We start from the raw sequence: 12,352 nt of genomic DNA, 5'->3' as shown, positions 1-12,352 counted from the left end.
GGTGCTCAGCGCACCCCCGCCGGGACCGGAGCCTGGTCGACCGGGGGCGCGGGCACGGGAGTCGAGCGCAGCGGCACCTCGCGGATGGCGACGATCGCGAGCAGCGCGAGCACCATCAGCGGCACCGCGACGAGGAACACGTGGCCGACAGCCGATCCGTACGCCTGCTCGACCACCCGGGCGACCGGGGCGGGCAGCGTGCGCACGTCGGGGATGCCGGTGCTGGAGCCGCCGAGCGCCGAGCCCGGCACGCCCAACTGGGCCAGCCCGGACACGACCGCGTCGCCCACCCGGGTGGAGAGGACGGCGCCGAGCACCGAGACGCCGATCGCGCCACCGAGCGAGCGGAAGAACGAAACGGTTGCGGTCGCGGCGCCGAGCTGCTGCACGGGGACGGTGTTCTGCACCGAGAGCACGAGGTTCTGCATGGTCGCGCCGAGACCGATGCCGATCAGGGCCATGTAGGCGGAGAGCTGGACGAAGCCGGTCCGCGCGTCGATGGTGGCGAGCAGGGCGAAGCCGACCGTGGCCACGGTCGCACCGCCGACGAGGTAGCGCTTCCACCGCCCGGTCCGGGTGACGAGCCGCCCGACGACGAGCGAGGACGCCGCCAGCCCGAGGATCATCGGCATCGTCCGCAGCCCGGAGACCGTGGGCGACTGGGCGCGGGCGATCTGGAAGTACTGCGAGAGGAAGATCGTCGCGCCGTACATCGCGACGCCGAGGAACAGCCCCGCCGCGGTCGCGAGGCTCACCGTGCGGTGGCGGAAGATCTGCAGCGGGATGATCGGCTCGCCCACCCGCAGCTCGACGGCGACGGCTGCCGCGAGCAGGGCGGCGCCGAGCACGACGAGGCCTGCGCTCGTCCACGACAGCCACGCGTACTGCTGGCCGGCGAGCGAGACCCAGATGAGCAGGGCGCTCACCCCGCCGGTGATGAGGGCGGCGCCGAGGTAGTCGACGCGGAGCTCGCGGGTGACCGTCGGCAGGTGCAGCGTGCGCTGCAGCACGACGAGGGCGAGCGCGGCGAACGGCGCCCCGACGTAGAAGCACCAGCGCCAGCCGAGCCACGAGGTGTCGACGATGACGCCGCCGATGAGCGGGCCCGCGATGGTCGCGACCGCGAAGGTCGCACCGAGGTAGCCGCTGTAGCGGCCGCGTTCGCGCGGCGAGACCATCGCGGCCATGATCACCTGGGTCATCGCGAGGATGCCGCCGGCGCCGACGCCCTGGACCACCCGGCAGGCGATGAGCATGCCGATCGACTGGGAGAGCCCGGCGACGACCGAGCCCGCGATGTAGACGACGATCGCGACCTGCATGAGCAGCTTCTTGCTCGTGAGGTCGGCGAGCTTGCCCCAGACCGGGGTCGCGGCCGTCGTCGCCAGCAGGGCCGCGGTGACGACCCAGGTGTACGCCGACTCGCCTCCGTGCAGGTCGTGCAGGATGCGCGGGAGGGCGTTGCTGACGACGGTCGAGCTCAGCATCGCGACGAACATGCTGAGCATGAGGCCGCTCATGGCCTCGAGGATCTCGCCGTGCGACATGCCGGCCGGTGCCGGCGCCGTGCGGGTGGTGCTCACTGCTGCCTCCATAGTTGCCTAGAGCAACCATACGCCTGTGAAGTTGCTTGGGGCAACCGCGGAGGAGGTCAGCGGGGAGCGGCGTTGAACTTCGCGAGGAGGAGGCCGAGCGACTCGACGTCCGCGACGTCCCACTCGCCGAGCAGGCGGCGCAGGGCTGCGCGGCGCACGTCGCGCGCCTGCTCGAGGCGCTCGGTGCCCACGGTCGTGAGGCTCAGCTGGACGACGCGGGGGTCGCTGGTGTCGGGCTCGCGCCGCAGCAGGCCGAGCTCCTCGAGTGCGCGCACCTGCCGGCTGATCGTCGGCTTCCCGGTGCCCGCGGCCGCCGCGAGCGAGCTCACGGTCGTCGCCTCGCGGCTCGCGATGCGCGAGAGCAGGGCGTACGCGCTGGCGTCGAGGTCGGGGTGGATCTCGCGCGCCATCTGGGCGAACATCTGCCGCGCCCGCTGCAGCAGCACGGTCAGCTCGCGCTCCACCCGCTGGTGGGCCTGGTCGAAGGACTCCACGGCGTCAGGCGGCCGGTGTGCGGAGCAGGTCGGTGCGGAGCCGGGCCAGGCCGTCGGCAACGCCCTCGAGCTGCGCGTCGTCCCAGTCGGCCAGCGAGGGCCCGAGCCCCTCGCGGACCTGCTCGGCGGCGCGGTCGACCGCGGCGACGCCGGCCGGGGAGAGGGAGACGAGGCAGGCGCGGCGGTCCTCGGGGTCGGGCTGGCGCTCGACGAGGCCGGCCTCGCCCAGCTCGGCGACCGTGCGGCTCACCACGCTGAGGTCCGTGTGGAGCTCGGCGGCGAGCGTCGAGATGCGGAGGGGCCCCCGGGCCTGCAGGGTCCACGCCGTGGCGAGCGCGCTGGGGTGCAGGCCGAGGTCGAGCGTGCGGGCCAGCTCGCGCCGGGTCGCGCCGAGCGCCGTCAGCTCCTGGAGCAGGCGGGCGAGCGCTCGGGAGCGGTCCATCGGGCCTCCTTGGTTGCCTATGGCAACCATACCTCGTCGCACGGCGCTTTCAGAGGCCCGAGCGCAGCGTCGTCGTCTCTGCACGGTACCGCCGCTGCCCGACGAGGAGGTACGCCAGGCGCCCCGGCAGCGGGACGTGTCCCAGGAAGCGCGACCGCTCCTCGCCGCTCGCCTCCTCCAGCACGGCGCCCAGGAAGACGGGGAGCCGCTCGCGGGGGATGCCCGCGACGCCGGCCCGGCCGAGCTCGTCCCACTCCTCGCGCGCCACGTGCTGGTCGGCGATCGGCAGGACCTCGGCCTCCTCGGCGTCGAGGTGGGCCTCCAGCACGCGGGTCGCCTCCGAGAGCGTGGCGACGAGCTCGTCGCGCGTACGGCCGTCGGCGGCGCTGCTCCACATCGGCAGCAGCACGCGCACGCGGTCGAGCAGGATGCGGAGCTGGTCGTGCTCGCCCTCGAGGCGCTCCACGAGCCCTGCCGTCGCAGGGGACCCGCTGCGCTCGCGCAGCTTCGGCCAGAGCAGCTCGTCCTCCGCGCGCACGTGCGCGGACAGGGCCTGCACGAGCTCGGCGACGTGCCCCGCGACGAGCTCGCTGCGCTCGACGTTGCCGGGGCGGACGCCCGCGACCATGCGCGGCAGCAGCCCGAACTCCCGGCGGAACACCCGGTGGACCGTGACGAGCTCGCCGCTGCCGCCCCCGGTGCCGCTGACCCGCTCGTCCCGCATGGAGCTCCCTCCGACGGTCCACCCGTGCCGCCGCGGCGTGACCTCACCGTGACCAGAGCCTAGGGAAGCACTCCGCGGACGGCGTGTCCCGCGAATGCGCGGAGTCGGCGCGTCCGGACGGGGGACTCCGCGCCCCGGCGGATCACGTACGGCCCGCGGTGGTCGATGGGGGACCGTGCCCCAGGACCAGGACCAGGAGCGGCAGCCCGACGAGGTGCTGCCGCAGAGCGAGCAGGCGTGGCGCGCGCTGATGGCGGTGGCCTCCCCCCGGGAGCGCGCGTCGGTCCTCGAGCGGATCGCCGGCGAGCTCATCCCGATGATCTCGCGCCCGCTGCTGCGCAACGCCGCCCAGGACGCGGTGCGCCTGCGTGCCGAGGCCCTGCGCCGCAACGAGCCGGACTCCGACGACGCCGACGCCGCCCGCGCGCGCCTCAACGCCACCCTCGAGCACATGCGCCAGCGCCAGGACTTCGAGGTCGAGCCCGCCGCCCGGGTCGTCGTCGACCTCACGAGCCGCGACCTCGGCGTCGGCCTCACCGGCGTGCAGGAGATGCTCGGCCCGGGCTACGTCCTCGAGGTCGCACTGCCCGCCATCGAGACGCGCGGCCTCGACCGCCAGCTGCTCGTCGGGCTCGTGGGCTCGGGGCTCGAGATGGAGGAGGCGGTCCAGATCGCCGCCTCGCTCGGCCCGTACTCCTGGTGGCCGCGGTCCATGCGCGCGAACATCCTGTCGTTCCTGCAGGAGGGCGCCGACGTCGAGTCGGTCGTCCGCTGCTTCAGCGACCTCGCCTTCGGCAAGCTCACGCCGGGGCAGCAGCGGGCGGCGATGACCCTGCTGCGCCGCGGGGACGTCGGTCAGGGCATGGACGGCGTGGCGATCGCCGCGGCCGTCCGCGGCATCACCCTGTCCACGAGCCCGGGCAGCACGGCCCCGAGAGGGGCGTCGAGCCGCAGGTCCGCGTGACGGTCGCCCCTCGTGGGGCCGAGGTTGACCAGCGCGACGGGGATACCGCGGCGTACGGCGTGGAGCACGAAGCGGTAGCCGGACATCACGTGCAGGCTGCTGCCCAGCACGAGCAGTGACGCGGCCCGGTCGACGACGGCGAAGGAGGCGGCGACGCGGTCGGCCGGCACCGTCTCGCCGAAGAAGACGACGTCGGGCTTCAGCACGCCTCCGCAGGCGGCGCAGTCGACGACGGTGAACCCCTCGACGTCGGTGTCGTCGAGCAGCGCGTCGCCGTCCGGGTTGAGCGCGAGCACGACGCCCGACCAGGCCGCGTTGGCCGCCGCCAGCCGTGCGTCGAGCGCGGAGCGCGGCGTGAGCGCGCCGCAGCCGAGGCAGACGACGCGGGCCAGCGCGCCGTGCAGCTCCACGACGTCGCGCGACCCCGCGGCGGCGTGGAGGCCGTCGACGTTCTGCGTGACCAGCCCGCTCAGCAGCCCGGCCTGCTCGAGCCGGGCGACGGCGACGTGGCCCGGGTTGGGGAGCGCCCGGCCGATCGTGCGCCACCCGACGTGGCTGCGCGCCCAGTAGCGCTGCCGCGCCTCGGGCGAGCCGGTGAACTCCTGGTAGGTCATGGGGGAGTGGCGGCGCTGCGCCGCGCCGGTCGCCCCCCGGTAGTCGGGGATGCCCGACTCCGTCGAGAGCCCGGCCCCGGTGAGCACGGCGACGTCGCCCCGCGCCACGAGCTCGGCGAGGCGGTCGAGGTCGGTCAGCTGCTGCACCCGTCCATCGTGCGTGACGCCCGCGCGGACGGCGAGCGCTTGCGCTCCGCTTTCGCCGCGGTCCGTACGCTCGCCGGGGTGAGGACGTCCCGGACCGCGCTCGCCGCCGCCCTGCTCGCCCTCGTGGTGCTCGACGACCGGGTGCTGATCCCCAGCCGGGGCTGGTCGGTGCCGCTGCTCGCCCCGCTCGACTGGACCGGGCACCTCGCGACGAGCGCGATCGTCCTGCTCGCGGTGGTGCCGGCGGCCGTGGGGCGACGCTCCCGCCTGGCGCTCGCGGCCCTCGTCGCCTCGGTCGCCATCGACGTGGACCACGTCCCGCTCTACCTCGGGTGGACCGACGGGGTCGGCGGAGGCCGCCCAGCGACGCACTCGCTGCTCACGCCCCTCGTGCTCGCCGCCGCCGCGCTGGCCCTCCCGCGGGCGCGGCCGCTGCTCGCGGCCCTCGCGGGCGGGGTCCTGCTCCACTTCGTGCGCGACGTCGCCACCGGACCCGGCGTCCCCCTGCTCGTCCCCCTCTCGGAGGAGAACGTGCTGCTCCCCTGGAGCCTGTACGCCGCCGTCCTCGCCGCGCTCGTCGCGCTCGTCGGGGCCCGCGACCTGCGGGAGCGCCGAGCGGCGCGGCCGGCACGCGCTCTCCGGGTGCGCGAGCCGGTCTAGGTCCCCGCAGCGGCGCCGGTCGGAGGACCGGGGGAGCGACCGGTGAGATCGCTCCCGTTGCGGACCCGTCCGGATGCTGCCAGGCTCCGAAGCGTTCCTGGTGGTACCGACGCAACGATGCGCCCCCCGGTGCGGGAAGGAGCCCTGCCGCTCGTCTTCCCGCCCGCCCCCGGACGACCACCACGGGAGCGCGGGCGATGCCTGCGGGCCGGTCCCCGGCCCCTCCCGAGGAGGACACCACGTCCAGAACCCGCCCCCTGGCTCCACGCACCCTCGCCCTCGTGGGCGCCGGAGCCCTGCTCAGCACGACGGGCCTCGCGGCCTTCGGCGCCGGACCCGCGTCCGCGTCGAGCCACCGCGAAGCGCCCCTGATCTCGGGCATGCCGAAGGACGACGCGACGGACACGTACGCCTTCCGCAGCCCGGACAAGCCCGACACCGTCACCCTGCTCGGCAACTGGATCCCGTTCGAGGACCCGGCCGGCGGCCCGAACTTCTACCCGTGGGACGACGGCGCCGCGTACGACATCAACATCGACAACAACGGCGACGCGAAGGCGGACATCACCTACCGCTTCACGTTCGTCTCGAGCTACCAGAACCCGGGCACCTTCCTGTACAACACGGGCCAGGTGACGGACAAGGACGACCCGGACCTCAACTACCGGCAGCGCTACATCGTCCGGAAGATCGAGCACGGGAAGACCTCCGTCGTGGTCCGCGACGGGTTCACCGCGCCGTCCGACGTGGGCGACGCGTCGATGCCGAACTACTGGACGCTGCGCGGCCAGGCCCGGCACTCGATGCCGGGCGGCGGGCTGGCCTTCGCCGGCCAGGCCGACGACCCGTTCTTCCTCGACCTCCGGGTCTTCGACCTGCTCTACGGCGGCAACCTCTCCGAGGTCGGCAACGACTCGCTGTCGGGCTACAACGTCAACACGCTGGGCGTGCAGGTGCCCATCAGCGAGGTCACGTCCGGTGGCGAGCCGGTCATCGGCGTGTGGACCTCGACGCTCAAGAAGAACGCTGCCGGCAAGTGGGTCCAGGTCTCCCGCCTGGGCAACCCGCTCGTCAACGAGGCCGTCGTCCCGGTCAAGGACAAGGACAAGTGGAACGCGTCCGTCCCGAGCGGCGACGGGCAGTTCCTGCCCTACGTGACGAACCCCGAGGTGCCCAAGCTGCTGCAGGCGATCTACGGGCTCAAGGCCCCGGCGACGCCGCGCAACGACCTGGTCTCGGTGTTCCTCACCGGCGTCAAGGGGCTCAACCAGCCCGCGAACGTGACGCCGAGCGAGGAGCTGCGGCTCAACACCTCGACCCCGGTCACGGCGGCCCCCAACCGGCTCGGCGTGCTGGGCGGTGACGTCCAGGGCTTCCCGAACGGGCGTCGCCTCGGTGACGACGTCATCGACATCTCCCTGCAGGCGCTCGCCGGGGCCCTCGTGGGCTCCCCGAACACCCTCGGGGACGGCGTCAACAAGAACGACGTGGCGTTCACGTCGGACTTCCCGTACGTCGGCATCCCGCACTCCGGCTCCCTGGTCCACGCCAAGGGCGTCAGCACCTCGCTGCTCACCGGCGGCAAGGTGAGCGGCGGGTCCTCCTCGGGCGGGTCGCAGCTCCCCGTGGCCCTCGGTGGCCTCGGGGCGCTCGCCCTGCTCGCCGGCGGTGCCGGGACCCTCGTGGCCCGTCGTCGCTCCTCGGTCGCCGTCGCCTGACGACCGTCCCCGAGGTGCCCCTCCGGTCTCCGGACCGGAGGGGCACCCCTCCCGAGGAGCCCCCCGTGCGCCGTGCCTTCCCCGTCGTCTCGATCCTGCTCGCCGTCGTGCTCGGCGTGTCCGCCGTCCTGCTCGCCACCGGCACCGGGCGCTCGTCCGCGCGCCAGCGCGCCGCTGCCGACGTCTCCGCACCGGACCAGCTCTCGGGGTCCTCCGACGCGGCGCTCGCCGCGCTCCAGCACCACCTCGCCCTGCAGCCGAAGGACTCCGCCGGCTGGGCGTCGCTCGCCGCCGCGTACGTCGCGCGGGCCAGGCTGACCAGCGAGCCCACGTACTACCCGAAGGCCGACGCCGCGGTGCAGCAGTCGCTGCGCCTGCAGGCCGACGGCAACGTCCCCGGGATGGTGGCGAGCGCCGCGCTGCACGCCGCCCGGCACGACTTCTCCGGTGCGCTAGCGTCCGCGCAGAAGGCGGTGGCGGCCGCACCGGACAGCGCCGACGCGTACCTCGTCGAGGTGGACGCGCTCGAGGAGCTGGGCCGCTACGCCGAGGCCGAGCGCGCCGCCGAGCGCGCCGACGACCTGCGCCCGGGGGTCTCCACCTTCAGCCGGCTGTCCTACCTCGCCGAGCTCCGCGGTGACATCCCCGCGGCTCGGCGGCTCATGACCATGGCGCTGGACGACGCCACGCTCGCCGACGACAAGGCCTTCGCCCACGTCCACCTCGGCGCGCTCGACCGGCAGACCGGCGATCTGGCGGGCGCCGAGCGCGAGTACGCCGCCTCGCTCCAGGCCGAGCCCGGCTACGTGCCGGCGATGGCCGCGCAGGCCCAGGCCCTGGGGGCGCGCGGGAAGGTCGACCAGGCCGTCGCGCTCTACGAGCAGGTCGTGACGAAGATGCCGCTCGCGGAGTACCTCCTGGCCTACGGCGAGCTGCTCGACTCCGTCGGGCGCCACCAGCAGGCGCAGGTGCAGTACGCCGTGGTGAAGGCCAGCGCGCAGCTGGCCCGCGCGAACGGCGTCGACGCCGACCTCGAGGTCGCGCACTACGAGGCCGACCACGGGTCGCCCGCCGCCGCGCTGCAGGTCGCCCGCGCCGAGTGGGACCGCCGGCACTGCATCCTCAGCGCCGACGCGCTCGGCTGGGCGCTGCACGCCGCCGGGCGCGACCGCGAGGCCGTGCCGTACCTCCTGCAGGCGACGGCGCTCGGCACGAAGGACGCCCGCGTGCTCTACCACCTCGGCACCGCGCAGATCGGCGCCGGCCAGAAGGCCGCCGGGAAGCGCACGCTGCAGCGCGCCCTGGCGCTCGAGCCCACGTTCTCCCCGCTGTACGCGCCGGCTGCCCGCCGCGCGCTCTCCTCCCTGGGGGCCTGATGCCGACGTCCCGTGCGCTGCGCGGCCTGCTCGTCCTGGGCGGTGCCGCCGTCCTCGCCGTGGTGCCCGCGGCCACGGCCTCGGCCCACCCGCTGGGCAACTTCACCGTGAACTCGTACTCCGGGGTGGTCGTCGGGCCGGACGACGTCCGCGTCGACCACGTCCTCGACTACGCCGAGATCCCGACGGTGCAGCAGGAGGTGTCGATCGGGCACGACCTGCCGGCGTACGCCGCCCGGAGCTGCGCGACCACGGCCGGCAAGCTGCGCCTGTCGCTGGGCGGGAAGGCCGTCACGCTCGCGCCCGTGTCGTCGACGGCGCGCCTGCTGCCCGGCGCCGCGGGGCTGCAGACGCTGCGGGTCGAGTGCAGCGCCGCCGCGCGGGTGCCCGGCGGGACGAGCGGCGCCCTCTCCTTCGCCGACGTCGCCGTCGACGACCACGTGGGCTGGCACGAGGTGACCCTGCGCGGCGACCGCACCACGCTGTCCCGCAGCGACGCGCCCGCGCAGAGCGTGAGCGCACGGCTCACCGCGTACCCGGCTGACCTGCTCAGCTCGCCGCGCAACCAGCGCGAGGGGCACGCGCAGGTACGCGCTGGTGGCACCGCCCTCGCGGCCGAGGTCGCCGGTGCTCCGGCCGTCGTGCAGCGTCCAGTGGACGCGCTGTCCCGGGCGTTCGAGGGGCTCGTCGGCGACGGTCGCGTCGGGATCGGCGCACTCGTGGTCGCGCTGCTGCTCGCGGCGGGCGTGGGCGCCGCGCACGCTGTGGCGCCGGGGCACGGCAAGACCGTCATGGCGTTCTACCTCGCGGGGCGCCAGGCACGCTCGCTGCGCTCCGCGCTGACGGTCGCGAGCACCGTCACCGCGACGCACACCGCGGGGGTGCTGGTGCTGGGCGTGCTCGTCTCCGCCGGGGCGGCGTTCGCGCCCGCGTCGGTGTACCCGTGGCTGAGCGTGGTGAGCGGGCTCGTCGTGCTGGTCGTGGGGGTGGGGCTGGTGCGGCAGGTACGCCGTGGCCGGGGCCTGGGCGCGCACGGGCACTCGCACGGGGAGGGGCACGCGCACTCGCACGGGGAGGGGCACGCGCACTCGCATTCCCACGAGCAGCAGCACGGGCATCCTCACGGCGAGGGGCACGCTCACGGGCACTCGCACGAGGACGGGCACTCGCACGCGCCCGCGGAGGTGGCGGTCCTCGCGCTCGCGGGAGCGGCGGAGGGTGCCAACCCCGCGGTCGTCCACGGCCACCCGCACGAGCACGCCGCCGGTCACGCTCCTGCGCACGTGCCGAGCCCTGCGCACGCGCACGAGGCTGGGAGCGGGCACTCGCACGGGGGTGGGCACTCGCACTCGCACGGGGGCGGGCACTCGCACGGGCACACGGATGAGCACCCGCACGATCACGGGCACGAGCACCCCGAGCGCGGCGCTCACCGGCGCGGGCTCGTCGCGATGGGGCTGGCCGGTGGCCTCGTCCCCAGCCCGACCGCCGTCGTCGTGCTGCTCGGCGCGGTGGCGACCGGCCACTGGTGGCTGGGCGTCGCGCTCGTCCTCGCCTTCGGCGTCGGCATGGCCACGACCCTGACCACGGTGGGCATCCTCGTGGCGACGACGGGGGAGCGCCTCCGCAGGTTCTCGGACAGCTCGGCGCGGAGCCCGCGGCTGCTGGCCCCCGTCCTGCGCGTCGCCCCGTGGGTCGCTGCCGGCGGCGTCTGCCTGCTCGGCACGGCCGTCGCGCTGAAGGGCCTGCTCGCGGTCTGAGACGGCCGGACCTCGGCGCGCGTCTTCTGCCGTGTGCGCGTTCTGCGCCGGACGTGCCGCTGGCCCCCCGGCTGGTGCCGGCGGGGCTGGGCGGTCGCTCGTGGTCAGGCGGCGCAGGGTTGTGGTTCTGGTCGTGCTTCGTAGACCCTGCCCAGGGGTGTGCGGTGGGCGATGGTCCCGTCGGGGAGTGGTGTGGTGGTCCATCCCCACCAGGTCTTGAGGTTGTGGTGGAGCCGGCATCTGGGGCAGAGGTTGCGGCAGGTGGTGTGCCCCCCGCCCGGGTCGTCCGGGTCTTCGGGGTCGCCGGTCCCGTGGTGGTTGAAGGGGATGGTGTGGTCGACGTCGCAGCGGGTGGCGGGTACGGAGCAGCTGGGGTGTCCGCAGTGCAGCCACAGCGCGGTCACGTGTGCGCGTTGGGCGGCGGTGGGTTGGTAGCGCAGGCGGTGGAGGTCGAGCAGCCGGCCGTCGGGGTCGGTGATGGCGAGCTGCCAGGTCCCGTCGCTCGCGAGCAGGCGGCCGAGGTCGGCGGGGATCGGGCCGTGGCCCACGAGGTGGGCGGGGTCCTCGGCGAGGCCGAGGAGGGTGGCGGCGGAGATCTGCACCTGCACGGCGACCGGCGCGGCCGTCCTCGTCAGCGCCGGGAGGAAGTCGCCGTCCGCGGCGGGGTCGAGCAGCACGGAGCACACCGCGACGAGCGCGTCCGCGCGTGACCCGGCTCGCGCGGCGAACCCGCGCTCGGCGGTGGGCAAGTCGCGGGCGATCCGGTCGAGCGCGCTGGACACGACCTGGGCTTCGTCGGCGGTGAGCAGGGCGCGGATCTCGGCCATCCCGTCGGGCAGCGGGGTGATCCGGACGGCGCGCTGCTGGACGGCGTCGGCGTGCCGCTCCACCGCCCCGCGCGGGTCGAGCTTCGCCACCGCGCGACGGACGTCGCGGCGCAGCTCGCTGACCGTCCGCTCCGGGGCGCGGCGCAGCACCGCCGCCTCCAGCGCCGGGATGAACTCGTCGGCCAGCACGGACGCCTCGTCGACCACCACCCGGGCGTGGGCAGGTGACAGGTGGCCCTCGGCGAGCAGCCACCGCGTCCCCGGATGACGCGACGTGAGCAGCAGCGCACCGTCCACCATCGCGGCGGCACCGCGCTCGGTCATCCGCAGCGCGAGCGCCATCTCCGCCCGCGCCGACACCTTCGCCCCACCACCCCGAGCCGCACCCGGCACCGTCTCCGCGGTCGCCGTCGCGATCTGCCCGTAGGCCGAGGCGACCAGCTCCGCCTTCACCGCCGCCGCCACAGCCTCTACCCGCGCGCACGCCTGCACCAGCGCCAACCGCGCGTCGGCGAGGACCACGACCTCCGGGCGACCCTCCTTCGACCCGGCCACACCGGCGGCCGGTTCCCCCGCCAGCGCCCACGACCGCAACAGACCCTCGTCACGACTCAGCTGCTGCACCAGCGACAGCAGCATCGGCCCTACGGCGACCTGCTCCAACGCCCTCGCGAACGGCAGCCCCGGCCCAGGCAGCGCGACGACCCCGGGCACCGGGCGGACGGGCAACCCGTCACCCCGCTCAGGACCGTTGTTCGAACGCATGTTCGAATCCTACTGCCGTCGGGCGACTCGCGCAAGGGTGTCGACGACGTGATTGGAGCGTCCGCTTGTCGTCGAGCGCAGCCGTCTCAAGGACATCCGCTCGGAAGCACGCCCTGGACCAGCCACAAGATGTGCATGAACACGGGGAGGCGGGTAGCCCCGCCACCGCGGGCCCCATGACGGGCCGCCTCTCGCGTCCCCGCACCCCAAGATCTGCATGATCACGGGCAAGGGGAGTGCGCGAGATGTGCATGATCACCAAGAGG

11 protein-coding genes are annotated in these 12,352 nt (G+C 74.7%); 5 read left to right on the top strand and 6 right to left on the bottom strand.

All coding sequences use genetic code 11. From position 1 onward, the window contains the following. Window positions 1-5 precede the first annotated feature (5 nt). From EV189_RS07210 to EV189_RS07195, 4 genes are all read right to left on the bottom strand, one after another. The gene (locus EV189_RS07210; RefSeq protein WP_130492927.1) at window positions 6-1,547 is read right to left on the bottom strand and encodes an MDR family MFS transporter; all 1,542 of its coding nucleotides are present in this window, start codon (window positions 1,545-1,547) and stop codon (window positions 6-8) included. A gap of 104 nt (window positions 1,548-1,651) precedes the next feature. Then, the gene (locus EV189_RS07205; protein WP_231116158.1) at window positions 1,652-2,089 is read right to left on the bottom strand and encodes a MarR family winged helix-turn-helix transcriptional regulator; all 438 of its coding nucleotides are present in this window, start codon (window positions 2,087-2,089) and stop codon (window positions 1,652-1,654) included. Between the two features lie 4 nt (window positions 2,090-2,093). After that, window positions 2,094-2,531 carry a MarR family winged helix-turn-helix transcriptional regulator gene (locus tag EV189_RS07200; protein WP_165400176.1) on the bottom strand — a complete coding sequence of 146 codons (438 nt, stop codon included), beginning with the start codon at window positions 2,529-2,531 and terminating at the stop codon, window positions 2,094-2,096. A 49-nt stretch (window positions 2,532-2,580) separates the two neighbouring features. Continuing rightward, window positions 2,581-3,255 (bottom strand): hemerythrin domain-containing protein, encoded by a 675-nt coding sequence (locus EV189_RS07195; RefSeq protein WP_130492257.1) that lies wholly within the window; start codon window positions 3,253-3,255, stop codon window positions 2,581-2,583. Window positions 3,256-3,430: 175 nt separating this feature from the next. Between EV189_RS07195 and EV189_RS07190 the strand changes: the two genes are divergently transcribed. Beyond that, entirely contained in the window at window positions 3,431-4,219 is a 789-nt protein-coding gene (locus tag EV189_RS07190) for a hypothetical protein (protein ID WP_130492256.1), read from the top strand. Here the strand turns inward: EV189_RS07190 and EV189_RS07185 are convergent. Further along, entirely contained in the window at window positions 4,111-4,980 is an 870-nt protein-coding gene (locus EV189_RS07185) for an NAD-dependent protein deacetylase (RefSeq protein ID WP_231116157.1), read from the bottom strand. The two genes, EV189_RS07190 and EV189_RS07185, sit on opposite strands and share 109 nt — an antisense overlap. Before the next feature lie 78 nt (window positions 4,981-5,058). On the opposite strand from EV189_RS07185, the gene EV189_RS07180 reads away from it, so the two are divergent. The 4 genes from EV189_RS07180 to EV189_RS07165 all read left to right on the top strand — a co-directional run bounded on the left by EV189_RS07180 (window position 5,059) and on the right by EV189_RS07165 (window position 10,494). Further along, on the top strand, window positions 5,059-5,640 hold the full coding sequence (locus tag EV189_RS07180) for a metal-dependent hydrolase (RefSeq protein WP_165400175.1): 582 nt from the start codon (window positions 5,059-5,061) through the stop codon (window positions 5,638-5,640). A gap of 197 nt (window positions 5,641-5,837) precedes the next feature. Next, a complete protein-coding gene (locus EV189_RS07175; RefSeq protein WP_130492254.1) occupies window positions 5,838-7,358 on the top strand; it encodes a DUF4331 domain-containing protein in 1,521 nt (506 codons plus the stop codon). Between the two features lie 65 nt (window positions 7,359-7,423). Then, window positions 7,424-8,734, top strand: coding sequence for a hypothetical protein (locus EV189_RS07170; RefSeq protein WP_130492253.1), 1,311 nt, complete (start codon window positions 7,424-7,426; stop codon window positions 8,732-8,734). Next, window positions 8,734-10,494, top strand: coding sequence for an urease accessory protein UreH domain-containing protein (locus EV189_RS07165; protein ID WP_130492252.1), 1,761 nt, complete (start codon window positions 8,734-8,736; stop codon window positions 10,492-10,494). The genes EV189_RS07170 and EV189_RS07165 overlap by 1 nt, the downstream gene beginning before the upstream one ends. A 104-nt stretch (window positions 10,495-10,598) precedes the next feature. Here the strand turns inward: EV189_RS07165 and EV189_RS07160 are convergent, their stop codons facing one another. Beyond that, the gene (locus tag EV189_RS07160) at window positions 10,599-12,086 is read right to left on the bottom strand and encodes a DUF222 domain-containing protein (protein WP_130492251.1); all 1,488 of its coding nucleotides are present in this window, start codon (window positions 12,084-12,086) and stop codon (window positions 10,599-10,601) included. Window positions 12,087-12,352: the final 266 nt, after the last annotated feature.

It is taken from the genome of Motilibacter rhizosphaerae, from assembly GCF_004216915.1.
Lineage (GTDB): Bacteria > Actinomycetota > Actinomycetes > Motilibacterales > Motilibacteraceae > Motilibacter > Motilibacter rhizosphaerae.
This window is presented reverse-complemented; position numbering and strand designations above follow the sequence as displayed.